General features: G+C 73.8%; 21 protein-coding genes. 6 read left to right on the plus strand and 15 right to left on the minus strand.

What is annotated here, in order from left to right:
- Positions 1-47: 47 nt before the first annotated feature.
- The 3 genes from NR073_RS00730 to NR073_RS00740 are packed head-to-tail and all read right to left on the minus strand — an operon-like array spanning position 48 to position 3069.
- On the minus strand, positions 48-989 hold the full coding sequence (locus NR073_RS00730; RefSeq protein WP_127445890.1) for a type II secretion system F family protein: 942 nt from the start codon (positions 987-989) through the stop codon (positions 48-50).
- On the minus strand, positions 986-1843 hold the full coding sequence (locus NR073_RS00735) for a type II secretion system F family protein (RefSeq protein WP_135019367.1): 858 nt from the start codon (positions 1841-1843) through the stop codon (positions 986-988). The genes NR073_RS00730 and NR073_RS00735 overlap by 4 nt, the downstream gene beginning before the upstream one ends.
- Entirely contained in the window at positions 1843-3069 is a 1227-nt protein-coding gene (locus NR073_RS00740; RefSeq protein ID WP_135019368.1) for a CpaF family protein, read from the minus strand. The genes NR073_RS00735 and NR073_RS00740 overlap by 1 nt, the downstream gene beginning before the upstream one ends.
- Positions 3070-3306: 237 nt before the next feature.
- Here NR073_RS00740 and NR073_RS00745 point away from each other — a divergent pair, with 237 nt between their 5' ends.
- Together NR073_RS00745 and NR073_RS00750 are read left to right on the plus strand one after the other, a co-directional pair.
- Positions 3307-6306 (plus strand): FtsK/SpoIIIE domain-containing protein, encoded by a 3000-nt coding sequence (locus NR073_RS00745; RefSeq protein ID WP_256748539.1) that lies wholly within the window; start codon positions 3307-3309, stop codon positions 6304-6306.
- A gap of 578 nt (positions 6307-6884) precedes the next feature.
- Positions 6885-7463 (plus strand): dienelactone hydrolase family protein, encoded by a 579-nt coding sequence (locus tag NR073_RS00750; protein WP_036339098.1) that lies wholly within the window; start codon positions 6885-6887, stop codon positions 7461-7463.
- Between the two features lie 19 nt (positions 7464-7482).
- Here NR073_RS00750 and NR073_RS00755 read toward each other — a convergent pair whose 3' ends face one another.
- Both NR073_RS00755 and NR073_RS00760 read right to left on the minus strand, forming a co-directional pair.
- Positions 7483-8886: an MFS transporter gene (locus tag NR073_RS00755; RefSeq protein WP_036339096.1), complete on the minus strand. Its 1404-nt coding sequence runs from the start codon at positions 8884-8886 to the stop codon at positions 7483-7485.
- Between the two features lie 71 nt (positions 8887-8957).
- The gene (locus NR073_RS00760) at positions 8958-9539 is read right to left on the minus strand and encodes an LURP-one-related/scramblase family protein (protein WP_036339093.1); all 582 of its coding nucleotides are present in this window, start codon (positions 9537-9539) and stop codon (positions 8958-8960) included.
- Positions 9540-9680: 141 nt separating this feature from the next.
- On the opposite strand from NR073_RS00760, the gene NR073_RS00765 reads away from it, so the two are divergent.
- Genes NR073_RS00765 through NR073_RS00775 form a run of 3 tightly spaced genes read left to right on the plus strand, consistent with a single transcriptional unit; the run spans position 9681 to position 12071 of the window.
- The gene (locus tag NR073_RS00765) at positions 9681-10871 is read left to right on the plus strand and encodes an LLM class flavin-dependent oxidoreductase (protein WP_127435283.1); all 1191 of its coding nucleotides are present in this window, start codon (positions 9681-9683) and stop codon (positions 10869-10871) included.
- Positions 10868-11557, plus strand: coding sequence for an FMN reductase (locus tag NR073_RS00770; RefSeq protein WP_049147210.1), 690 nt, complete (start codon positions 10868-10870; stop codon positions 11555-11557). Before NR073_RS00765 ends, NR073_RS00770 begins: the two co-directional genes overlap by 4 nt.
- Complete coding sequence (locus NR073_RS00775) at positions 11529-12071, plus strand: MarR family winged helix-turn-helix transcriptional regulator (RefSeq protein WP_228070444.1); 543 nt, start codon at positions 11529-11531, stop codon at positions 12069-12071. Before NR073_RS00770 ends, NR073_RS00775 begins: the two co-directional genes overlap by 29 nt.
- A 105-nt stretch (positions 12072-12176) precedes the next feature.
- Here the strand turns inward: NR073_RS00775 and NR073_RS00780 are convergent, their stop codons facing one another.
- From NR073_RS00780 to NR073_RS00815, 8 genes are all read right to left on the minus strand, one after another.
- Positions 12177-13400: a trypsin-like serine protease gene (locus NR073_RS00780; RefSeq protein WP_233437060.1), complete on the minus strand. Its 1224-nt coding sequence runs from the start codon at positions 13398-13400 to the stop codon at positions 12177-12179.
- A gap of 122 nt (positions 13401-13522) precedes the next feature.
- Positions 13523-14524 carry an SseB family protein gene (locus tag NR073_RS00785; protein ID WP_060973580.1) on the minus strand — a complete coding sequence of 334 codons (1002 nt, stop codon included), beginning with the start codon at positions 14522-14524 and terminating at the stop codon, positions 13523-13525.
- Entirely contained in the window at positions 14521-15306 is a 786-nt protein-coding gene (priA, locus tag NR073_RS00790) for a bifunctional 1-(5-phosphoribosyl)-5-((5-phosphoribosylamino)methylideneamino)imidazole-4-carboxamide isomerase/phosphoribosylanthranilate isomerase PriA (protein WP_020628149.1), read from the minus strand. Before priA ends, NR073_RS00785 begins: the two co-directional genes overlap by 4 nt.
- Before the next feature lie 32 nt (positions 15307-15338).
- Complete coding sequence (locus tag NR073_RS00795) at positions 15339-15497, minus strand: hypothetical protein (RefSeq protein ID WP_004167696.1); 159 nt, start codon at positions 15495-15497, stop codon at positions 15339-15341.
- Positions 15497-16156 (minus strand): imidazole glycerol phosphate synthase subunit HisH, encoded by a 660-nt coding sequence (gene hisH, locus NR073_RS00800; protein WP_004167703.1) that lies wholly within the window; start codon positions 16154-16156, stop codon positions 15497-15499. The genes NR073_RS00795 and hisH overlap by 1 nt, the downstream gene beginning before the upstream one ends.
- Positions 16156-16737, minus strand: a complete 582-nt coding sequence (gene hisB, locus NR073_RS00805) for an imidazoleglycerol-phosphate dehydratase HisB (RefSeq protein WP_152743305.1) — start codon at positions 16735-16737, stop codon at positions 16156-16158. Before hisB ends, hisH begins: the two co-directional genes overlap by 1 nt.
- A 181-nt stretch (positions 16738-16918) precedes the next feature.
- Positions 16919-18040, minus strand: a complete 1122-nt coding sequence (locus NR073_RS00810) for a histidinol-phosphate transaminase (protein ID WP_060973582.1) — start codon at positions 18038-18040, stop codon at positions 16919-16921.
- 43 nt (positions 18041-18083) lie between these two features.
- Entirely contained in the window at positions 18084-18458 is a 375-nt protein-coding gene (locus NR073_RS00815; protein ID WP_020628151.1) for a LysM peptidoglycan-binding domain-containing protein, read from the minus strand.
- A gap of 291 nt (positions 18459-18749) precedes the next feature.
- Between NR073_RS00815 and lexA the strand changes: the two genes are divergently transcribed.
- Positions 18750-19466, plus strand: coding sequence for a transcriptional repressor LexA (lexA, locus tag NR073_RS00820; protein WP_044658586.1), 717 nt, complete (start codon positions 18750-18752; stop codon positions 19464-19466).
- Between the two features lie 48 nt (positions 19467-19514).
- Here the strand turns inward: lexA and NR073_RS00825 are convergent, their stop codons facing one another.
- Together NR073_RS00825 and hflX are read right to left on the minus strand one after the other, a co-directional pair.
- Complete coding sequence (locus NR073_RS00825) at positions 19515-21614, minus strand: ATP-dependent DNA helicase (RefSeq protein WP_372970634.1); 2100 nt, start codon at positions 21612-21614, stop codon at positions 19515-19517.
- A complete protein-coding gene (gene hflX, locus NR073_RS00830) occupies positions 21611-23251 on the minus strand; it encodes a GTPase HflX (RefSeq protein WP_256748540.1) in 1641 nt (546 codons plus the stop codon). The genes NR073_RS00825 and hflX overlap by 4 nt, the downstream gene beginning before the upstream one ends.

Below are 23251 nucleotides of genomic sequence, written 5' to 3' on the forward strand. Positions count from 1 at the left end.
TGGATGGTGATCGTGGGTGGACGGATGGACTATTCAGTTGTGGGTCTTCAGAACCCCAGGCGCATCAGGGAGATGCCGGGGAAGACGGCGAAGATCACCGTGAGCGGGAGGATGCCGAACACGAGGGGGACCATCATCTGGATCTCCTTCCGGCCGGCGGCCTCCATGAGCTCGCGGCGACCCATCTCACGCACGTCCTGGGCCTGTGCGCGCAGGACGTCGGCGAGGGGTGTGCCGCGGTCGAGCGCGATGAGCACGCCCCCGATGAACCGTTCGACGGGGGCCAGCTGCACGCGCCGTCCCATGGCCTTGAGCGCCGCGGACAGCGACGCCCCGGCACGCATGTCGGCGAGCGTGACGCGGAACTCGCCGGCCAGCTCCCCGCGCGCCGTCCCCGCGATGCGCTCGAGCGCTCCAGCGGCGCTCTCCCCCGCGCCCACCGAGAGCGCGAACAGCTCGGCCACGGACGGGAACTCGGAGAGGATGGCCTCGCGCCGCCGTCGCGCCCGCAGGGAGAGCAGCTGGTCCCGGAGCAGGAACCCGGCCATGCCGCCGGCGATCACGAGGGCGACCCCCGTGATCACCGGCACGCGGCCCGTGACGGTGAGGCTGAGCGCGAGGACGGCCGCCACGGCGGCCCCCGCGGCCGCGCTCAGGACCTGCTGCGCACGGAAGTCCGCCGACGTGACCGCGAGCCCCGCGGCGGCCAGCTTGCGGTCGAGCGCCACCCCGCCCGGGGAGATGCGCTGGACCCAGCCGACCCCGGCCTGCACCACGGGATCGAGGATGCGTCCCCACGCTCCCCAGGGTGAGGCGCCCGCACGTTCCTCCTCGAGGAGGCGGGAGGCCGGGATGTGGTGGCGCAGCTGCGGTTCGACCCGTTGCTCGAGGCTGGGGCGCCAGCCCACCGGCTGGGTGACCAGGATGAGGAGCAGTCCCGCCCCGAGGGTGAGGCCCAGGAGCGCGGCCCAGATCAGCGCGGACGTCATGCGAACACCCGTTTCTCCCGGGGCAGCGCGCCGATGCGGAGCATGACGCGGTAGCAGACGATGGAGGCCACCATGCCCGCGAGGAGCACGGCCCCGCCGGCGGCGGACCGGTAGGCCGCGACCGCGGCGGGCTGGGTCCCCAGCAACAGGAGCACGAGCCACGGGGCGCACACCGCCAGCCGGGCCGCGTTCACGGTCCACGACTGCCGGGCCTCGAGCTCGGCGCGGATGCGGGCGTCCTGCCGGAGGAACTCGGAGAGGGTCTGCAGCAGACGGCCGATGTCGGCGCCGCCGACCTCGCGGGTCAGGCGCAGCGAGACCACCAGGCGGTCCGCGACGGGGTCGGCCATCCGGGCCTTGAGCCGGTCCAGAGCGTCCACGAAGCGGGCTCCGGCCCGGTAGTCCCGGGCGAAGTGCTGGAACGGCTCGCGCAGCCCCTCCGGCCCGGTCTCCCCGAGCTGGATGAGCGCCTCCGGGAGAGTCAGGCCCGCGCGGATGGCCGACCGGGCGTGGTCGATCGCGTCCGGCCACAGCTCGCGCAGTGCCGTGGACCGCCGACGGGCCTGCCAGGACAGCAGCAGCCAGGGCACGGCCGCCCCGAAGACGGCGAAGCACGCGGCGATGGTCCACGTGCCGGTCAGCGACAGGACGAGCAGCCCGACCACGAGACCGCCGACGGCCATGGCGGACAGGACACCGGCCGGGCTGAGGCGTTGGATGCCGGACTGGGCGATCAGCACACGCAGGCGCGAGTCGGGGCGGGCGGCCTCGGGTTTCTCCGTGGGAGGGGACCAGAGGGACCACCACAGCAGGAACAGGCCGCAGCCGAGCGCGAGCCCCAGCAGCGCGGCCATCAGCGCAGCCCCACCAGCTCGTGGACGTCCACGCCGCGACGGGCGAGCGCCTCGAACTCCAGGTTCGCCCCCTCGTTGAGGCGCAGGTCGCCCTCGGCGTCGCGCTGGAAGAGCGCCGACGTCTCGATGACCCCGCCCTCCACCCGTGAGCCGACGGTGAGGATCTCCCGCACTCGCCGGCGGCCCTGACGGTCGCGCTCGCAGTGCACGACGACGTCGATGCACGTGGCGACCGTCGGGACGACGAAGTCCCGGGAGATGTTCTCCCCGGCCAGCAGCGGCAGCGTGCAGAGCTTCGTGAGCGCGTCCGCGGCCGAGTTCGCGTGGATCGTGCACATGCCGGCCAGGCCGGAGTTCAGCGCGACGAGCATGTCCAGTGCCTCGGCCTCGCGCACCTCGCCGACGATCAGGCGGTCCGGGCGCATCCGCAGCGCCTCCTTGACGAGGCGGCGCAGCGGGATCTCGCCGTGGCCCTCCAGGTTCGGCTGGCGGCACTGCAGCCCGACGACGTCGCGCACCGGGATCTGCAGCTCGAAGATCTCCTCCACGGTGATCACGCGCTCCCGCGGGCCGATGGCCGAGGCCAGACAGTTGAGCAGGGTGGTCTTGCCCGCCTGGGTGGCCCCGCTGACGAGGATGTTCATGCCCGTGTCCACGGCTGCGTCCAGGAAGCGGGCCGCCGTCGGAGTGAGGGAACCGCCCCGGACGAGGTCGTCCAGCCGGCGCGCCCGGGCGATGAACTTCCGGATGTTCACGGCCCAGTGCCGCCGCGTGATGTCGGGTATGGCCACGTGCAGGCGCGAACCGTCCGGCAGGGCCGCGTCGACGAACGGCATCGACAGGTCCAGCCGCCGGCCCGAGGACTTCAACATGACTTCGACGAGGTCCTGCACCTCCTCCTCGGTCAGGACGATGCCCGTCAGCTCGGAGCGGCCGGACCGCGCGCAGTAGACGGCGTCCGGCGCGTTCAGCCAGATCTCCTCCACGGAGGGATCGTCCATGAGCCGCTGGAGCGGCCCGAGGCCCGCGATGCGGTCGAACAGGTCCTGCCGCGCCGCCACGGGATCCTCCAGGTCCGGCAGCGAGCTGACCATCGCGCGGGACTCGTAGTCCGCGGCCGCGTCCTGGATGAGCGTCAGGACCCGGGCGTGCTCACGCTGCGGGTCGATGCCCTGCCGCCGGACGATCTCCCGGATCTCGTCCTCGAGAATGCGCACCGCATCCATGTGTCCCTCCTGTGCCCGATTCGGCGCCATCCCCAGCGCCGCACATGTCTCGATCAGGAAGATACCCCGTTCCGTCGATGCGTGTGGTCCAGGACACCATGACTGTGGACAACGTGGCGGCGGTCCCGTTCGACGGGGAGTTGTCCACAGGCCGCCCGAACCGCCATCAGGCCGTGGCAGGGTCGTCCCCAGGCGGCCGGACGGGCCGGTCGCCGGTCTCAGGAGGGAGGGGCGGGGATGGCCTGGAGCGTGCGGATCCTGGGCGGGGCCGCTCCCGAGACATGGCGGGTGGAGCACTTCCCCGCCGACGCGGACGAGCAGGACCGGGCGGTGCGGGAACGTTTTCCCGCCCGGTCGCTGCACCGGTGCGCTGCCGGGCCGCGCAGCGTGACGTACGCGGAACGGGTCGGGAGTGCACCGGCCCGGGGGCCGGAGCTCGCGGTGGTCACCGAGCACGGACCCGACGCCGGCCGCCTCGTCCCTCTGGGGGAGGGCGGGTTGAGCACGGGACGCGGTGGGGCGCGGCTGCTGCTGGACGACCCCTCTGCCCCGTCGCGGCCGATGCGTCTGCGGCTCGCGCCCACCGGGCTGCACGTCCACGACGGTCCTCGGGACACCGGACGCCTGTGGGACGGCCGCAGCCCGCTCCCTGTGGGCCGGACCGCCCTGGGCCTGGTCCGCGGGCCCGGGGCCGCCCTGCCGCGGCCGGTCACGCCGGAGCCGCCCGCCGTCGACCTCGGATCCCCACCGGCCCGGCAGTCCGTCGTGATCCCGCTGGTGGCGGCCCTGGGCCCGCTGGTGCTCGGGGTCGCCCTGGTCCTGATGATGGGCAACCCGGTGTTCCTGCTGTTCGGTGTGCTGTCCGTGACGGTGGCGCTGGTCATGCTGGCGATGCAGCGCCGTACCCGGCTGCGGCATGCGCGGCTGCTCGCCGCCCGCGCGGACGCGGTCGTGCGCCGGCGGGCTCAGGCGGCACTGAGCCCCGGTGCGGTGGCCCGCGCCGTCCGCTCCGGCGCGACGGACCGCTTCGGGCTGACGTCGGGGGCCGACGAGGCCGTGGCGGTCTCGTGGGGTTCCGGCGTCGGGGCGCTGTCCCTGTCGCGGGACGACCCGGACGAGGCATGGGTGGAGGCCGTCACGTCGCGGCGCACCGTGATGACGACGTCACCGCCGGAGTCGCGCGTCGTCGTGCTCGGGCCGCCGCGCGATGTGGCCGGGGCCTGCCGGTGGGCGGTGTTCCAGCTCCTGCGGCACGCGGTGGCCGCCGACGGCGCGTTCGTGGTGGAGGCCGGTGGAGTCCGCCGCACCTGGTGGTCGGGCGGGTCCGGCCCGCGGCTGCTGGTGTCGGCTCCTGAGGACGCGGCACTGGATCCGGCGTGGCGAGCGTGGCGGGCCGCCATCGGCGGCGACGCGGGGACGACGCCCACGGCCCGGGCGGATCTGCCCTGGACGCGGTACGACTTCACCGGGCCGTCGCCTGCGCCGGGGGACGCCGTCGTCGACCTGCGCGGGCGCACCGTCGTGGTCCCCGCCGAACAGCAGCGCTTCGAGGACGTGACCGCCGACGGCCTCGCCGACGGCACCCTGGTCGCCTGGCTGACCGAGCTGGCCGACGACGTCGTGGACCTCGGCCTGCTGCCCACCGACGACGGCGACGGCACGCTCACACCACCGGGGCAGGTGGGCGCCCGCGATGCCGTCGACGGGCTCACCGTGACCCTCGCCCGTAGCGGCGACGAGACGGGCGTCGTCGAGATGGACCTGGCCGCCGACGGGCCGCACCTGCTCATCGCGGGCACCACGGGATCCGGGAAGTCGGATCTCCTGCTGTCCCTCCTGCTGGGGGCTGCGGCGCACCACCCGCCGGCCGAGGTCGCGTTCCTGCTGCTGGACTTCAAGGGCGGCGCGTCGTTCGGTCCGCTGGGCGCGCTCCCCCACACGATGAGCCTGGAGACCAACCACGTGGGAACGGCCTCGTTGCGGGCGCTGAGCGCCATCCGGGCGGAGCTGCATCGCCGCGAGGCCCTCTTCGCAGAGGCCGGGGTCAGCGACTATCCCGGTTTCCGTCGCCGCCATCCGGACGCGGCGCTGCCTCGGCTCGTCGTGGCGATCGACGAACTGCGCGTGCTCGTGGACGACCACCCGGACGCGGCCGCCGTCCTGCAGCGTCTGGCCGCCACGGGCCGTTCCCTGGGCTTCCACCTCATCCTGGCCACGCAGCGGGCCACGGGTGCGGTGGGCTCGGACCTGCGCTCGAACCTGGGCAGCACGATCGCCCTGCGCACCGCGACGGAGCAGGAGTCGTGGGATCTCGTGGGCACGGCCGCCGCGGCCCGGCTCGACCCGCGTCGCCCCGGCTCCGCGATCCTCTCGACGGCGGGGCGCCCGACGGTCCCGTTCCGCGCGTCCCAGTGGACGGTCGACGGCGGCACGCCCGTGTGGCGACGGCTGGGCGAGGCCGCGGCCGCCCCGGCCGTCGCCCCCTGGGAGGCCGTCGTCTCGGTCCTGGTGGAGAAGTACGCGGCGGGTGACTGGCCGACACCCCCGCCCGTGGTCACCCCCGCCCTGCCGGAGCGCTGGGTGCCGGACCGCGCTCGCCGGGCGGAGGCCACGGCCCTGGCCCTGCTCGACGACGCGGCCCACGGCCGGCACCGTCCCTGGCGGTGGCCGACCGGCGCGGAGGGACGCACCGCATGGATCGTCGAGGCCGCGGGCGGTCGCGCGGAGACGCTGGCCGCCGTCGTCGAAGTGGCGCTGCGCAGCGGCCGGCCGGTGGCCGTGCTGGACGGCACCGGGGAGGCCGCGGCGGCCGCGCGGTCCGGGACGCCGGTGCTGACCCCGGACGTCGAGGGGGCCGGGGAGGCCGCCCTGGCCCGCCTGCGCGAGCTCGCGGCCGCCGGCGGCACGGCGGTGATCACGGGCTGGAACGCGTGGTCCGGCCTGCGCGTCGGGGACACCTACCGCACGGTCGAGGAGGACGTGCACGACTGGCTCGGCCGTCCGACCGCCGCCGGCCTGCGGTTGGCGGTGTTCGGCGGCCGAGAGCTGGCGACGGGCCGGCTGCTGCTGCACCTGCCCCACCGCTTCTTCGTGCCGGCCGGGACGAACGCCGAGCACCGGCTCATCTGGCCACGGCTGACCGAGGTCGAGCCCCTGCCGGGGCGGGCCGTGCACATCAGTCCCGCCGTCCCCGAACCCGGCATGCCCTGCCAGCTCGCGTCTCCCGCCCTGGCGTGACCGCACTGACGGCGATTCCCGTGTGACCGCAGCGGAACGGTGGACTCAGCTCCGACGTCCACCCGGCGAGACGTTCTCCCGTCCTCCGTCGAACGTGGATGCCGTGGTCGAGGTCGCCAGGAGCAGTCGGACAGGGCGCCCCTTCGTCGCCGTCCGTCCAAAGGGGACGCCGCATCGTCCGGCGAAGACGTCCCGAAGGTCGCAAGACGGATGAAGCGAGGAGGCTGCTGTCCGGTCCTGCCTCGAGTAGCCCCGTGACCGTTCGCACGAGTGCCTCGGCACTCATGCAGAAGATTCCTCGCCGCTCGCTCGCGCAGTCTCCGGTGGGCAGGAGCCTCCTTTCCGCATCCGCACCGACAGCATGCGTCCCCGAGTCTCGCCCCCACCCAGCAGAGCACGCCCGGGGAGGAGCGCTGCAACGAGAACCCAGGGCACCGGTCGGAGAAACACTGCGCTTGCCCTCCACGCAATGAGCGGCAACTCACCCGTGGCGACAGACGCGAGCCACCTCACTTCTTCGCCCCGATCACCCACCCGCACTCTGGGGCAGCCGCTCACCGCGGTCTACGCTCTGACCCATGGCGCAGATCGTCCTCTTCCACCACGCCCTCGGTCTCACAGACGGCGTGCGCGCGCTCGCCGAACAGATCGCCAGCGGCGGTCACACCGTCCACACCCCTGACCTCTACGACGGCCGCACGTTCGCCACCGTGGACGAGGGTGTCGCCCACGCCCAGCACCTCGGCTTCGAGGAGATCGGCCGACGCGGCATGCGGGCGTGTGCCGAGCACCAGGAGGCCTCCGTCGTCGCGGGCATCAGCATGGGCGTGATGCCCGCCTGGCGTGCCGCCCAGGTGGTCCCCGGCTTCCGCGCGTGCATCGCCATGGCCGGCGTCCTGGCCCTCGACGCCTACGCCCCGCTCTGGCAGCCCCACACCGCCCTGCAGATCCACCTCGGCACCCGCGACCCCTGGGCCCTCGAGGGCGACCTCGAGACCGCCCGCTCCTACGCGGCCACCGCCGAGCACCCGGACCGCCCCGCCGACCTCTTCGAGTACGACACGGACCGGCACCTGTTCATGGACTCCTCCACCGCGGACTTCGACGCGGACCTCACCGCCGTGCTGGTCCGCCGCATCCACGAGCTCCTGGCCTGACGCGCGGAGCGGGTCCGGCTCAGGCGGGACGCCGCCCGCGCATCACCGTCGCCAGGGCGGCCAGCAGCACGAGCACGAAGCCCGCGGCCGCCGCGAACACGTAGCCCGCGGACGGGGCGACGCCGTCGATGAACACGCCGGCCAGCGGGGCGCCCATGGCGGCGCCGGCGGTCATGGCCGAGCCGTAGAAGCCCATCGCCTCGCCGCGCCGCTCCTCCACCACGAGGTGCGAGAGCCGGGACGAGGCCGAGGCCAGGGTCGGCGCCGTCAGCAGACCCGAGGGGATCGAGGCCAGCGCGAGCGCCCACACCCCGTCCACGAGCGCGAGCGGCACCGTCGCCACGGCGAACAGCGCCATCAGCAGGTACGGGTGCACCTGGCGGCCCCAGGCCCCATAGAAGAGCCCGCCCACGGCGGAGGCGCCGCACCAGAACGCGTACACCAGACCCACCGACGCCGCGGCGCCCTGCGACTCCAGCTCGGCCACCATCGAGACCTCGGTGCCGACCATGACGATCCCGGCCGCCATCGACACCACGAGCACACCGAGCACCTCCGGCCCGACCCAGGAGAAGTGGGTCCGCCGCCACTGCCGCAGCCGCTCGGCCCGGGCCCGGCGCGGCGCCGTCGTCGGCCCGGAGCCGTCCGCGGCGATGACGGGCAGCGACCCGGTGACCAGGGGGATGGCCTCCGTGATGGCCGGCAGCGCACCGGTCGCCAGGCTGGGGGCGGCCATCTCCACGTGCATGGGCGCGGCGGTCACCGCCTGGGCGATCGCCTCCTGACGGTCCTGCTCCTCGGTGTAGGGATCCTCGGTCGCCGGTCCGACGACGGCCAGCTGACTCGACCGTGTCGGCGGGTTGAACCACATCAGCAGGATGCCGCCCAGCGCGCTGGAGAGGCCGACGATGGTCAGGCCGAGGGCACTCGACCACGTGGCCGCGACGACGGCGCCCAGCGCCGGGCCCATCATGAAGATCGTCTCCGTGACGATGGAGTCCAGGGCAAACGCCGTCTGCCGGTCCTTGCCGTGGGTGAGCACGCCGAGTCCCTGCCGGACGACGGAGAAGATCGGCAGTGAGAACACGCCGCCCAGGAACACGGCCAGGAGCATCGGCCAGAACGGCAGCCACGGGACGATCGGCCAGATCACGGCCTCCGCGATCACGGAGGGCAGCAGTGCACGGCGCAGCCCCTTCGCGTCCACCACGCGGCCCCGCCACGGCGAGCCCACCGCGATGCCCAGCGTCATCGCCGCCCCAGCCAGGCCGGCCTGGCCGTAGCCCAGGCCCAGCGTGAGCGCCACGTGCAGGGTGAGGATCACCCCGGCCGCGGTGTGCGGGAAGCGGGCGATGAACCCCACCGCCAGCAGATGGCGGATCCGAGGGTCCTGCAACAGCCGTCCGTACGCTCCGAAGTCCACCGTCGAATCCTACGGGAGGGGTCAAGGCACGCCCCGGAGGCGCCGTCGAGACGGCCGCGCGCTCGGCGGACTCAGCCGTTGCTGCGCCGGTCCTTGGCCCGGATCAGGTCGAGGGCGATGGCCGTGCCGAGCACGGCGCAGCGCACCACGGGCGGCATGCCGGGGTCCAGGCGCATCTCGTACCGCGAGCGCCCGGCCAGGGCGTTCATGACGCCTCCGAACCGCGCGGTCACGCGGGCGATCGGCTGCTGGCCCACCGTCATGGCGTAGTCGTGGTCCCACAGGTCGCCGGTCACCGCGAAGCACGTGCCGTCCACGACCTCGACGTTCACGGACGTCCGCAGGAACGCGATCTGGCGGACGAGGTTGGCGAAGGGCAGCCCGTCGGCGTCCAGGATCGCGAAGCGGTCGCGGCCGAACGTGGCCGGGTCGGCGAGGCGGAAGAGCACGCGGCCGTCGTCACCGTCGACCACGTCGAAGCTGCGGTTCCCCATCAGCATTCGGCCCAGGCCCCCGCCCGTAGTGACCACCGAGACGACGGTGCGCCCGTCCGGGTCCGTCACCTGGATGTCGTTGGACAGGAAGCTCGTCACCTGCTGCAGGATGAGGACGTCCGTGTGGGCGAGGCGACCGGCGTCGAAGGCGGGGCTCATGGGACCAGTCTGCCGTGTCGGGCCCTGCGGAATATTCAGGACGGGGCGGCTCGTTGTGCGGTATAGTTCATTTTTGAAGAACACGGCGACGGCGCGGCCGGCACCGTGAGACCCGCCCCCGGGCACACTGAGGAGCACACCATGCAGTTCGGCGTCTTCACGATCGGCGACATCACCGCCGATCCGACGAACGGGACCGCCCCCACCGAGCATCAGCGGATCAAGGACACCGTCAAGATCGCCCGCCACGCCGAGCAGGCGGGCTTCGAGGTGTTCGCGACCGGCCAGCACCACAACCCGCCCTTCGTGGCCCCGGGCAACCCGCCCACGCTGCTGGCCTACCTGGCCGCGCAGACCGAGACCCTCCAGCTCTCCACGGCGACGACCCTGATCACCACCATGGACCCGGTGCGTCTGGCCGAGGACTACGCGTACCTGCAGCACCTCGCCGACGGTCGCGTGGACCTGACGATGGGCCGCGGCAACACCGGCCCCGTGTACCCGTGGTTCGGCAAGGACATCCGCCAGGGCATCCAACTCGCCGTGGAGAACTACAACCTCCTCTACCGCCTGTGGCATGAGGAGACCGTGGACTGGAGCGGCAACCACCGCACCCCGCTGCAGGACTTCACCCTCACCCCGCAGCCCCTGGACGGCGTCGCCCCCTTCGTGTGGCACGGCTCCATCCGCTCCCCCGAGATCGCCGAGCAGGCCGCCTACTACGGCGACGGCTACTTCCACAACAACATCTTCTGGAACAAGGAGCACGTCATCCAGATGGTGCGCCTGTACCGCCAGCGCTACGAGTACTACGGCCACGGCAAGGCCCATCAGGCGTACGTGGCCCTGGGCGGCCAGGCCTACATGGCGAAGAACTCGCAGGACGCCGTGGCGGAGTTCCGCCCCTACTTCGACAACGCGCCGGTCTACGGCCACGGCCCGTCCCTCGAGGACTTCTCGAGGATGACGCCCCTGACGGTCGGCTCGCCGCAGCAGGTCATCGAGCGCACGCTCACGTTCCGCGACTGGGTGGGCGACTACCAGCGTCAGATGTTCCTCATCGACCACGCCGGCCTGCCCACGGACACCGTCCTGCGGCAGATCGACCTCTTCGGCGAGGAGGTCCTGCCCGTGCTGCGCAAGGAGTTCGACGCTCTGAAGCCGGACGACGTCCCGGCGGCCCAGACCCACGAGTTCCTCGTGGCACGCGCCCGCCGCGGCGAGGCTCCCGTGCCCGGCGGCAAGGAGGGATCGCAGGCCCAGCTCGACCGCGCGGCGGCCGCCGAGCAGCGCGCCACCGCCGATGCCGCGAAGGGCGGTGCCGCGCAGTGACCACCCCCGGCGCCCCCGATGCCTCCGCCCCGTTCACGCCGCAGGCCCGGCACCTCGCCGTGGTCTCCGGCGGGTCCGGGGACCCGTCCCAGACCCGCATGCTCGCCGAACGCATGGCGGAGTCCGCCTCGGCGGCGCTCTCCGAGCACGGCGTGGTCCCGCAGATCCACCTGATCACGCTGCGGGAGCTCGCCGTGGACATCGCGCAGGCCCTGGTGACCTTCGCCATCTCCCCGGCCCTGCGCGCCGCCCTGGACGAGGTCGCCCAGGCCGACGCTGTCATCGCGGTCTCGCCCACGTACAAGGCCTCCTACTCGGGCCTGTTCAAGTCCTTCTGGGACCTCGCGGAGCCGACGTCCGTCGTCGGCGTGCCCGTGCTCCTCGGCGCCACCGGCGGCACCGCCCGCCACTCGCTCATGATCGACACCGCCATGCGGCCGCTGTTCGCCTACCTCAAGGCCCGCATCGTGCCGACCGCGGTCTTCGCGGCCTCGGACGACTGGGGCGAGGCGGCCGGCGTGCAGGCCTCGATGCGGACCGACCCGCTGCAGTCCCGCATCCGGGCCGCCGGACGCGACCTGGCCGAGATCACCCTGAACCGCCCCCCGCGGGCACGCGCCGCCGCGCCCGCGGACATCGACCTGGAGGTGACCCCCTTTGAGCAGCTCCTCAACCCCGGCCCCTGAGCCCGCCGCGCAGGACGCGGCGGCGGAGCCCGACGGCGGCTGGTTCGGCTCCGCCTCGGAGGCGCACCGCCCGGTGGACCCGCCCAAGCGCGCCTGGCGCGCCTACTTCGAGGCCACCCAGATGCTCACGGAGGTGCTGGAGCGCCGCCTGAAGCAGGACTGCGGCATGTCGCTGGCCGACTACAACCTGCTGCTGCTCCTCTACGAGTCCCCCGACGGCCGGCTCCGGCTGGGAGAGCTGGCGTCCCGGATGGTCTTCTCCCCGTCGCGTATCACCTACCAGGTGAAGACGCTCGTGGCCCGCGGCCTGATCGACCGCCGCCCGGTGGCCTGTGACCGGCGGGGCTTCGAGGCCGTCCTCACCGACGAGGGCCGGTCCGCCTTCCGGCGCGCCGCGATCGAGCACGCCCGGCAGGTGGACGAGCTCTTCCTCGGCGACCTGGCGCCGGGCGAGGCGGAGTCCCTCACCCGGATCTTCTCCCGCCTGGGGCGGCGGCTCGAGGGGCTGTGCTGACCACGTCCCCACCTGGCCGGGGTCGCCCCGGCCCCGGGACATGACGAGGCCCGGTGATCCGTGCGGGATCACCGGGCCCCGTCGTGTCGTTCGGGGCGGAATCGATCAGCCGACCAGCTGACCGCCCAGGGTCACGGTGGCGTCCGTGGCGGCGCCGGCGGCGTCGACCACGGTCACCACCACGGAGCCGCCCGCGGGCACCTCGGCCGGCACGGGCAGCCAGGCGCGGTACTCGCCGGTGAGGTCCAGGCCCTCCTGGCCCAGGACCGTGCCGTCGGCGTCGTAGGCCGTGACGGTGACGGAGGCGAAGCCGCCCTGATCCGTCTGCGCGACCACCTGGGTGCCGTAGGCGACACCCTCGGCGGGCGCGGCCACGACGTCGGTCACGCCCGGCGCGGCGGCCTCAGCGGCCGGGGCCTCAGCAGCGGGGGCCGCCTCGGCGGCCTCCTCCGCGGCGGTCTCGGCGCGGGCCTTGAGCTCGGCCGCGATGGCCTCCTCCTCGGCCGGGGTGAACTCGGTCAGCTCGGACTCGTCCACGGCAGGCTCGCCGCCGGTGGGCAGGTCCTCGTCGGCCACGGGGCCCGCGACGTCGGCGATCGCCGGGGCGGTCTCGGCGGCCGGAGCGGTCTCCGCGGCCGCGGCGGTCTCGGCGGCGGGCGCCGCGGAGGCGTCCAGCGCGTCGAGGGACTCGACCGGGACCATGATCGAGGACATCGCCTGGGCGTCGCAGCCCACCACGTTGCCCTCGGCGTCGAAGGTCACCGGGGCGATGCCCGAGATGACCCCGACCACCCGCTGCTGGGCGTCATAGACGGCCCCGCCCGAGTCGCCGGCGTAGGTCGAGGCGGTGTCGAGGGCAACCTGATCCGCGTACGCGTCGTCGCAGACCGTGGCGGCCTCGAAGGTCTGCGTGTGGGACACGGTGTTCGGCGCGCCCAGCGGCACGGACGAGCCGTGGGTGTAGACGGTCTCGCCCACACCGATGGACGAGGCCGGCCGCGTGGACCAGTCGCCCACGACGTCGACGTCGTCGGCCAGGGCCACGCGGACCGCGTCCACGCCCGAATCGCCGGGCAGTGCCGAGACGGTGCCGATCGCGGTGCCGTCAGCGTCGCGGACGGTCGAGCCGATCTGCCACTGGCCCGCACCACAGTGGGCCGCGGTGTAGGCGGTGGCGTCGTCGACGATGGTCAGGCTGCACGCCCCGGCCGGCGCGGTGATCGCCGAGCCCTGGGTGAGCGTGGTCTGCGCGAGGGCGGGGCCGGCACCGGCCACCACCACCGCGCCCAGCGCCGCGGTGGCGACGCCGGTCAAGGTTCTGGTTCTCATGGGTACTCCTCGGAGGATGGGAGGCATGGGGCCGGCGCGCGGCGCACGGCCTCCAGGATGGGGTGGGGCCACCACGGGCCCTCCCCTCCCCCTCAACGGTACCGGACAGGCCGGGCGACCGATCAGGGTCGGCGGACCGTGATCTCCACGGAGTCGGCCCGCTCGGCCAGCAGCGGCAGGTCTGCCAGGAGGGTCTTGAGCGTGGCCGTCATCAGGCGCACCCCGGCCGCGTCGGCGTCCCGGGTGGGCATCGCGACGATCTGCAGCTCGGGCCCGGCCCCGCCTCCGTTCATCACCGCGCCGGAACCCGTGTGTGTGGCCACCCCCGACCCGGGTGCGAGGCCCAGGTTCAACAGGTTCGGGACCAGGTCGGCGATCTCGGCGATCTCGTCCGCGATCTCCTGGTCCCGATAGGCGGGGGTCCACTCCCTCTGCTGGGCGAGCGACCACACGGCCGGGCGTCGCACCACGTACGTGTGCTCGGCGCCGGCGTCGATGACGACGAGCTCACAGCCCTCGTCCACGGCGGACAGGCAGGCACGCGGCAGCCACACGGCCACGGGTCGGGCGACCGGGTTCCACGCCGTCAGCGCGGGCACGTTCGTGAACACCGGCAGCGCCTGCCGGCCGTCCGGCGCGCGCATGGTCACGAGGGCCACGTCCGCGGCCTTGTCCCCGTGCGCCGCGACGTCGTGCTCGTGGCCGGTGTGGTCGGCGTGGTCGTGGACGTCGTCCTCGTCCCCGGCGAGGGTGGGCACGACGGCGGCGAACACGCGGATGCGCGCGAGCACCTCCGTCACCTCCCGCTCACCGGCGGAGCCGTCCGTCAGGGCCGCCATGACGGCGGTCCACTCGGCCGGGCTGGTGCCGTCGTCCTCGTCGAACACGTGCAACGGGTTCGCGGAGCCGTCCACGCCGGGGCCGGAGAGGTCGCGGCCCTGCCACGGGATGCCCGCGGTGTCCGCGGTGTTCTCGCCCGCGGTCTTCTCCCGCATGCGGTCGAGTGCGGCCCGGATGTGCCCCGGCAGCTCCCGGGCCGCCGGATGCGGCACCGCGACCGTCTCGTCGATCGGACCGAGCCCGTCGCCGCGGGCCAGGCCGCCGTCGTCGTGCGAGCCCGTCACGGGGCGACCGGGCCGGGCTGCTCGGAGCGCGCCTGCTCCACCGTGGCGCCGCCGGCGACGGCCAGCGCCTGCTCCAGGCTGAAGCGGCCGGCGTACAGCGCCTTGCCCATGATCGCGCCCTCGACGCCCTGGCCGGTCATGGCCGCGAGCGCGGCAACGTCCTCGAGGGAGGAGATGCCGCCCGAGGCGACGACCGGCTTCGCGGTCTTCGCGCAGACCTGGGCGAGCAGCTCCGTGTTCGGCCCCTTGAGCGTGCCGTCCTTCGTGACGTCGGTGACCACGTAGCGGGCGCAGCCGGCATCCTCGAGGCGGGCGAGCACCTCCCAGAGGTCGCCGCCCTCCTTGGTCCAGCCGCGGGCGGCGAGCGTGGTGCCGCGCACGTCGAGGCCCACGGCCACCCGGTCGCCGAAGCGCTCGATGACGCGCGCGGTCCAGTCCGGGTCCTCGAGGGCGGCGGTGCCCAGGTTCACGCGCGCCGCACCCATCTCGAGGGCGTTCTCGAGCGAGGCGTCGTCGCGGATGCCGCCGGACAGCTCGATCTTCACGCCGATCTCCTCCACCACACGGCGCATGACCTCGCGGTTGTCACCGCGACCGAAGGCCGCGTCCAGGTCCACGAGGTGGATCCACTCCGCGCCGGCGCGCTGCCAGTCCAGGGCGGCGGTGACCGGGTCGCCGTACGAGGTGGCGCTGCCGGCCTCGCCCTGGACGAGGCGGACGGCCTGGCCGTCCTGGACGTCGACGGCGGGCAGCAGCTCGAGGGCGGGGGCGTTCGGGGTCATGGGGTTCCTCTCGGGTGGGGCGGCCGGCGCGGTCAGGCGCCGACGGTCAGGAAGGAGGCGGCGATGGCCATGCCGGCCAGCACGAGGACGATCACGATGGCCCACAGCGGCGCCTTCTGCGTGCGCATGGACCAGGCGGCGCCGAGCAGCAGCCCGCCGAGGGCGAGGTAGAGGACGGACCAGTAGGGCATCAGAGGGTCTCCAGCCAGTTGCGCAGCAGCTGCAGCCCGGCGTCCCCGGACTTCTCGGGGTGGAACTGCGTGGCCGACAGGGGGCCGTTCTCCACGGCGGCGATGAAGTCCGCGCCGTGGTGCGCCCAGGTGACCTGGGGCGGACGCATGGCGGAGATCGTCTGGTCGAACTCCCATTCGAGCACGCCGTAGGAGTGGACGAAGTAGAACCGCTCGTCCTCGATGCCCGCGAAGAGGGCGCTGCCCTCGGGCGGCCGGACGGTGTTCCAGCCCATGTGGGGCAGGACCTCGGCGGGCAGCTCGGCGACGACACCCGGCCACTCCCCCATGCCTGCGGTGCGCTCGCCGTGCTCGACGCCGGCGTCGAAGAGGATCTGGTGGCCCACGCAGATGCCGAGGACGGGTCGGCCCCCGGCCACGCGGCGGCCGATCCAGCGGGTGCCGCCGACCTCGGTCAGTGCCCGCATCACGGACGCGTACGCCCCGACGCCGGGCACGAGCAGCCCGTCGGCCTCCTGCACGGCCTGCGGATCGCGCGTGAGCTCGACCTCCGCGCCGGCCCGCTCCACGGCACGCAGCGCCGAGTGCACGTTGCCCGAGCCGTAGTCCAGGACGGCGACGCGCGGCCGCACGCCGGGGACGGTGGTGGGGCGGGCCATCAGAGGGCGCCCTTGGTGGAGGGCACGCCGGTCATGCGGGGGTCGTCCTCGACGGCGGCGCGCAGGGCGCGGGCGAAGGCCTTGAACTGCGCCTCGACGATGTGGTGCGGATCCCGGCCTCGCACGACGTCCATGTGGAGGCAGATCGCCGCGTGGTACGTGATCGACTCGAACACATGGCGGGTCATGGAACCGGTGAAGTGCCCGCCGATGAGGTGGTACTGCTGGCCCTCGGGCTCGCCCTCGTGCACGAGGTACGGCCGGCCGGAGACGTCGACGACGGCGCGCGCCAGCGCCTCGTCCAGCGGCACGGACGCCTCGCCGAAGCGGCGGATGCCGGACTTGTCCCCGAGCGCGGTCTTGAGCACCTCGCCCAGGGTGATGGCGACGTCCTCGACCGTGTGGTGCACGTCGATGTGCGTGTCCCCGGTGGCACGGACCGTCAGGTCGATCTGGGAGTGCCGGGACAGCGCGGTGAGCATGTGGTCGTAGAACGGCACGGTGGTGGAGATCTCAGCGCGGCCGGTGCCGTCCAGATCCATCTCGACGTACACGTCCGACTCGCTCGTGGTGCGCGTCATGCGCGCACGGCGTCCGGAGATCAACTCGGCTGCCACGGGTCCTCCTCGGGCTGGGTCCGCACCGGTCCGGGACGGGTGCGGGGGGATGCGGGTGCGCGCGGCCGGTGCCGGCGGGCCGGGGCGCCGCGCGCGCTGTCCCTATCCTAGGGAGCCGGGCGGACGCCGAGACTCCGGTGACGCCTCAGGACCGGTCCCCGGTCTCGCCGAGGACCTCCGCGAGAGCGGTGAGGAACGCCGTCGTCTCCGCCTCGGTGCCGGCGGTGACGCGCAGGTGGTGCGGGATGCCGACGTCCCGCACGAGGACGCCGCGGTCGAGCAGGCGGCGCCACACGTCGGACGCGTCCTCGAGGTGACCGAAGAAGACGAAGTTCGAGTCGGACACCGAGGGCCTCAGTCCCAGGCCGCGCAGGGTGGAGACGATGCGGTCGCGCTGGGCCTTGATGTCCTCCACGGTGCGCAGCAGCGCGTCCACGTGATCGAGGGCGGCCTCCGCCGTGGCCTGCGTGACCGCGGAGAGGTGGTACGGCAGGCGCACCAGGCGCAGGGCGTCGGCGACGGCGGGGTCCGCGGCCAGGTAGCCCAGGCGCGCGCCGGCCAGGGCGAACGCCTTGGACATGGTGCGCGTGACGATCAGCCGCTCACGGCCGGGCAGGAGGGTGAGGGCGGAGCGGGTGCCGGCGAGGGCGAACTCCGCGTAGGCCTCGTCCACGACGACCATGGCGCCGGGCCCGCCGGCGGCCTCGTTCTGCGCCTGCGCGGCGTACACGGCCTCGATGGTCGCCAGGTCCAGGGCGGTGCCCGTCGGGTTGTTGGGCGAGGCCAGGAAGACGACGTGCGGACGGTGCTCCCGCACCATGGCCGCCGCGTGCTCGGCGCTGAGGGTGTGGTCTTCGGCACGGCCGCCGTCCACGAACACGGTGTCCGTGCCGCCGGCCAGCAGCGGGTACATGGAGTACGAGGGCAGGAAGCTCAGCAGTGTCCGCCCGGGGCCGCCGAAGGCCTGGAGGATCTGCTGCAGGATCTCGTTGGAGCCGTTGCCGGCCCACACGTGGTCCGCCGTGAGGCCGTGGCCGAGGTAGCCGGCGAGCGCACGTCGCAGCCCCGTGAACTCGCGGTCCGGGTAGCGGTTCAGCCCCCCGGCGACGGCCGCGACCCGCTCGGCGATGGCGGCGGCGACCTCCTCCGGCACCGGATGCGTGTTCTCGTTGGTGTTGAGCATGTACGGCACGTCCAGCTGGGGGGCGCCGTAGGGGCTCAGGCCGCGGAGGTTCTCACGCAGGGGCAGAGAGCTGAGGTCGGTCATGGCCGCCAGTCTAGGAAGCGTGGAGGGCGAGGCCCGCCGTGCGTCACCGCGTGGCCGGGACGAACAGCTCCTCGCCCGGCGCGGGGGCCCGGCCCTCGAGCCCGTTGAGCTCGTCGATCGTGGCGATCACCTCGTAGACGTCCGCCTCCGGAGCCACCGTGGTGGCGATGGTCCACAGGCTGTCCCCGGGCATGACCGTGACGGACTGGGTGGCGGGCCCCGCGGTGTCCGCGGACACCGCGGCGGGCGACAGCAGCACACCCAGGAAGAAGGCGGCCGCCAGCGTGGCGGCCACGGCCGCGGCGATCACGGGGATCCCCCGCAGCACGAGGCGGCCGCGGCGGGTCAGACGGATGGTGGCCGGACGCGGCCGCGCCGTCGCGGGCGAGCCGGCGAACTGGGCGGTGGTGAGCGTCATGGTGTCCTCCTCCGGGGCGGATGCCCTCCAGGTGATCGAACATGTGTTCGAATCCGTTCGAATGCCTTTCTAGCACAGGTGTTCGAGACATGCCACGACGAGATCGAACATATCTTTGAAGGAGAGGCGGCTCTCCTCTAGGCTCGAGGCCATGCACGGACGCCCCGGAACGCCCCGGGACCGCCAAGACACAGGCAACCAGCGGGGGCGGACACGGTAAGCGTCCGGACGGCAGCCGGACGCCGGAACACGAGTCCGGCCACCATCACCCCGGGAGAACGGACGGCAGCCATGAGCACCACCGACGATCAGCCGGCGGCGCGCGCGCCGCTCACCGACCGCCAGCGGCGGATCGTGCAGACCATCCGGGACGCGATCGCCGACCACGGCTACCCGCCCTCCATGCGCGAGATCGGCGACGCCGCGGGCCTGGCCTCGCTCTCCTCCGTCACGCACCAGCTGGGCCGTCTCGAGCGGCACGGCTACATCCGGCGCGACCCCGGACGCCCGCGTGCCCTCGAGGTGCTGCTCGACGTGGACGGCACCCCGCTGGGCGAGGCCGCCTCCCCCGCCGCTGCGCCGTCGTCGCAGGTCTCCACGATCCCCGCGTGGCACACCGGCACGGACGAGGCGGACAGCGTGCCGGTCCCCTGGGTCGGCCGCATCGCGGCGGGCGGCCCCGTCCTGGCCGAGCAGCATGTCGAGGACGTCATGGCGATCCCGCGACGCCTCACGGGCGAGGGCGAGCTGTTCATGCTGCGTGTCACGGGTGACTCGATGGTGGACGCCGCGATCTGCGACGGCGACTGGGTGGTGGTGCGCCGGCAGGAGACGGCGGAGAACGGCGACATCGTCGCGGCCCTGCTCGACGACGAGGCCACCGTGAAGACCTTCCGCCGCCGCGACGGGCACACCTGGCTCCTCCCCCAGAACACGGCCTACGAGCCCATCCTCGGCGATCACGCCACCGTGATGGGGCGGGTCGTCACGGTCCTGCGTTCGCTCTGACCCGCTCCCTCCGACCGGGCCGGGCTGACGGCCCGAGGCCGAGCGAGCTCAATCGCCCGAGGCGAGCCGTGCCAGCACCCCACGGACGACGTCGCCGTCCGTGGTGCGCCAGAAGTCCGGCAGGGCGCTCGTGATGTAGCCGCCGTACCGCTCGGTGGCCAGGCGGGGGTCCAGCACGGCCACCACGCCGCGGTCCGTCACGGAGCGCACGAGGCGCCCGGCGCCCTGGGCCATGCGCACGGCCGCATGCGTGGCGGAGATCCGCATGAACCCGTTGCCGCCGTGCCGGGCGACGTCCCGGGTGCGGGCCTGGGAGAGCGGGTCGTCCGGCCGCGGGAACGGGATGCGGTCGATCACCACGAGCCGCAGCGAGTTCCCCGGCACGTCCACGCCCTGCCACAGGCTCATGGTCCCGAACAGGGACGTGTCCGGCTCCTCGGCGAACTGGCGCACGAGGGCGGAGAGGGTCGCGTCCCCCTGGCACAGGATCGTGGTCTTCGGCCCGAGCCGACGGCGCATCTCGGCGGCGGCGTCCTCGGCCGCCCGGCGCGAGGAGAACAGGCCGAGGGCCCCGCCCCGCGACGCCCTCAGGAGCGCCTCGAGCTCATCCAGGGACTCCGGCGAGGCCGTCCTGCCGGGCCGGGGCAGGTGCCGGGCCACGTAGAGCACCCCCTGACGCGGGTAGTCGAAGGGGCTGCCGACGTCGAGGGCCTCGAACTTCGGGGCGTCCGGACCGGCCAGGCCCACGTCGCCGGCCACCGAGTCGAACCGGCGCTCCCCCGAGCCCACGGTGAGCGTGGCGGAGGTGAGCACCGTCGTCGCCTTGCCGAACAGGCCCTCCCGCAGCTTGCCGGCCACCGAGAGCGGGGCCACGTAGAGCTGGGGCGGGTCGGTCTCGTCCCCCGGCTGCCAGCCCACGCCGGGCTCGAAGTGGCCGGGGCGGGTGGCCCACAGCACCTCGGGGAAGTCCGCCTCGGGCCGGGCCGCGAGCATGCGCTCCACCACCTCGAGGACCTCGAGGATCCGCGAGCGCGCCATCTGCCGTCCGCCGTCGGCGTCGGCCTCCTTGTCCTTGTCCTGGCCGAGGTCGGACAGGCACTGACGCGCGGCGGTGAGGACGCCGGTGAGGGCCTGCTCCTGCACCTCGTCCGGGCCCGCGGCGATCAGGCCGGACGGGGTGTCCGTGAACGCGCGGTCCAGGGCCGCCCCGGCCTCGATCAGGTCCTCCACGGCCACCGTGGTGTGGCGGCGCAGCGAGGTGGCCGCGCCGTGCACGATCGACCCGGACAGCTGCCCGGTGACCGCACCGGTCACCCGGTCCTGCAGCTCGTGGGCCTCGTCCACGACGACGGCCGAGTACGCCGGCAGCACCGCGAGCCCCTCGAAGGCGCTGATGGCGAGCATCGCGTGGTTGGTGACCACGACGTCCGCGTCCGCCGCGTCCGCGCGGGCACGCTCGGAGAAGCACTCCTCGGCCTGGGGGCAGCGGGACGCGCCGAGGCAGTCGACCGCGGTGACGGAGACCTGCCGCCACGCGCGGTCGGTGACGGGGACCTCGAGGTCGTCGCGGTCCCCGGTCTCGGTCTGGTCCGCCCACGCCCGCAGGTACATGACCTCCTTGCCCAACAGGGAGGAGGGCCCGGCGGCGCCGTCCGTGGCGGAGCCGATCACCCCGCCGTCGTCGGCGACCGTGAAGAGGGCCTCCTCGCCCTCATCCCCGGGGTAGCCGCCGTCCACCTTGTGGCGACAGAGGTAGTTGGAGCGGCCCTTGACCAGGGCGACGACGGGCTCGCGAGGCAGCTCGTCCGTGAGCGCCTCGACCAGCCGTGGGGCATCCCGCTTCATGATCTGGGCCTGCAGGGCGAGCGTGGCCGTGGCGACGACGACGGGGTCCTCCTGCGTCATCGCGTGCTGAAGCGCGGGGATCAGGTAGGCCAGGGACTTGCCGGTGCCGGTGCCGGCCTGCACGAGCAGGTGACGGCGCGACTCGAGGGCGCGCGCCACCTGCAGCACCATCTCCCGCTGGCCCGCGCGGTGCTGGCCACCGGTGGCCTGCACCGCGGCATCCAGCAGGCGCAGCGCCTCGCGCTCGTGCTCCGTGCGCGGCTGCGCGCCGTCCGCCCCGGCTTCCTTCGCCCCGCCGCTCACGACGCGTCCGCCTCCACGACGAACTCGGCGAAGTCCGGCGCGATGTCCTCACGGACCAGCACGGACAGGCGGGTGCCGCCCTCCTCGTAGCCCTCGGCCAGGATCTCCGCGTCCGCCGAGTGCAGGCGGGAGACCAGCTCACCCCGGGTGAACGGGACCAACAGTTCGAGCCGCACGTCCGGCCGCGGGATGGTGGCCGCGATGGCGCGCTCGAGCTCGTCGATGCCCTCGCCGGTGCGCGCGGAGACCACCACGGCGTGGGGCTCCTTGGACCGGATCCGGGCGATGACGGCCGGGTCCGCCGCGTCCGCCTTGTTCAGCACGATGATCTCGGGGATCCGGTGCGCGTCCACCTCCGCGAACACGGAGCGCACCGCGGCGATCTGGCCCTCCGGATCCGGGTGCGAGCCGTCCACGACGTGCAGGATGACGTCCGCGTCCGCGACCTCCTCGAGGGTGGAGCGGAACGCCTCGACCAGCTGCGTGGGCAGGTTCCGCACGAAGCCGACCGTGTCCGAGAGGGTGTAGCCGATGCCGTCCGGCGTCATGGCCTTGCGCACGGTGGGGTCCAGCGTGGCGAACAGGGCGTTCTCCACGAGCACCCCGGCGTGGGTGAGGCGGTTGAGCAGGGACGACTTCCCGGCGTTGGTGTACCCGGCGATCGCCACGGACGGCACCCGGTTGCGACGACGGTTGGCGCGCTTGGCCTCGCGTGCCGGCTTCATCCCGGCGATGTCCCGACGCAGCTTCGCCATGCGGGTGCGGATGCGGCGGCGGTCCAGCTCGATCTTGGTCTCGCCGGGGCCACGGGAGCCGATGCCCTCGCCGGCGGCGGCACGGCCGCCGGCCTGCCGGGACATGGACTCGCCCCAGCCGCGCAGGCGCGGCAGCAGGTACTCGAGCTGCGCGAGCTCGACCTGGGCGCGGCCCTCACGCGAACTCGCGTGCTGGGCGAAGATGTCCAGGATCAGCGCGGTCCGGTCGATCACCTTCACCCGCACCACATCCTCCAGCGCGCGACGCTGGGACGGGGCGAGCTCGGAGTCCACCACCACGGTGTCCGCACCGGAGAGCGCCACGATCTCGGCGAGCTCCTGCGCCTTGCCCTTGCCGAGGAACGTGGCCGGGTCCGGGGTGGCGCGGCGCTGGATGACGCCGTCGAGCACCTCCGAGCCCGCGGTCTCGGCGAGCGCGGCCAGCTCCCGCAGGGAGTTCTCCGCGTCCTCCGCGGACCCCTCGGTCCAGACGCCCGCCAGCACCACGCGCTCCAGGCGCAGCTGGCGGTACTCGACCTCGGTCATGTCCTCGAGCTCGGTGGACAGGCCCTGCACGCGCTTGAGGGAGTGGCGCGCGGCGAGCTCGTCCTGGTCACCGTCGGCGTCCGTGTGGCCGTCCTCGCCCTCGTCCAGGGCGAGTGCGCGGCCCGCGAGCGCGCCGGAGCGGTCCGGGGCGCCGGCGTCGGGGGCGTCCCGGTGCTCGGCGGCGGCGCCGTCCGCGGAGCCGTGCCCGGTCGCCTCGCGCTCGGAGGCGCGGCGAGCGTCATCGGCGGCCAGGATGCGGTCGATCACGGCCTGGATCTCGTCCTCGGAGCCGTGGGCTCCCTGGGGGCCGGGGGTGTGCTGGTTCTTCTCAGTCAT

The sequence above is a fragment of the Micrococcus sp. Mcc28 genome, assembly GCF_024519775.1.
In the GTDB taxonomy this organism is placed as follows: Bacteria; Actinomycetota; Actinomycetes; order Actinomycetales; family Micrococcaceae; genus Micrococcus; species Micrococcus luteus.

Bases quoted from the DNA above. Each gene is read 5' to 3' on its own strand.
- priA (WP_020628149.1), bottom strand. From the start codon at position 15,306: ATGACCCCGAACGCCCCCGCCCTCGAGCTGCTGCCCGCCGTCGACGTC.
- NR073_RS00780 (WP_233437060.1), bottom strand. From the start codon at position 13,400: ATGAGAACCAGAACCTTGACCGGCGTCGCCACCGCGGCGCTGGGCGCG.
- NR073_RS00810 (WP_060973582.1), bottom strand. From the start codon at position 18,040: ATGACCGACCTCAGCTCTCTGCCCCTGCGTGAGAACCTCCGCGGCCTG.
- NR073_RS00815 (WP_020628151.1), bottom strand. From the start codon at position 18,458: ATGACGCTCACCACCGCCCAGTTCGCCGGCTCGCCCGCGACGGCGCGG.
- NR073_RS00745 (WP_256748539.1), top strand. From the start codon at position 3,307: ATGGCCTGGAGCGTGCGGATCCTGGGCGGGGCCGCTCCCGAGACATGG.
- NR073_RS00765 (WP_127435283.1), top strand. From the start codon at position 9,681: ATGCAGTTCGGCGTCTTCACGATCGGCGACATCACCGCCGATCCGACG.
- hisB (WP_152743305.1), bottom strand. From the start codon at position 16,737: ATGACGCGCACCACGAGCGAGTCGGACGTGTACGTCGAGATGGATCTG.
- NR073_RS00730 (WP_127445890.1), bottom strand. From the start codon at position 989: ATGACGTCCGCGCTGATCTGGGCCGCGCTCCTGGGCCTCACCCTCGGG.
- NR073_RS00760 (WP_036339093.1), bottom strand. From the start codon at position 9,539: ATGAGCCCCGCCTTCGACGCCGGTCGCCTCGCCCACACGGACGTCCTC.
- hisH (WP_004167703.1), bottom strand. From the start codon at position 16,156: ATGGCCCGCCCCACCACCGTCCCCGGCGTGCGGCCGCGCGTCGCCGTC.
- lexA (WP_044658586.1), top strand. From the start codon at position 18,750: ATGAGCACCACCGACGATCAGCCGGCGGCGCGCGCGCCGCTCACCGAC.
- NR073_RS00750 (WP_036339098.1), top strand. From the start codon at position 6,885: ATGGCGCAGATCGTCCTCTTCCACCACGCCCTCGGTCTCACAGACGGC.
- NR073_RS00735 (WP_135019367.1), bottom strand. From the start codon at position 1,843: ATGGCCGCGCTGCTGGGGCTCGCGCTCGGCTGCGGCCTGTTCCTGCTG.
- hflX (WP_256748540.1), bottom strand. From the start codon at position 23,251: ATGACTGAGAAGAACCAGCACACCCCCGGCCCCCAGGGAGCCCACGGC.
- NR073_RS00740 (WP_135019368.1), bottom strand. From the start codon at position 3,069: ATGGATGCGGTGCGCATTCTCGAGGACGAGATCCGGGAGATCGTCCGG.
- NR073_RS00795 (WP_004167696.1), bottom strand. From the start codon at position 15,497: ATGCCCTACTGGTCCGTCCTCTACCTCGCCCTCGGCGGGCTGCTGCTC.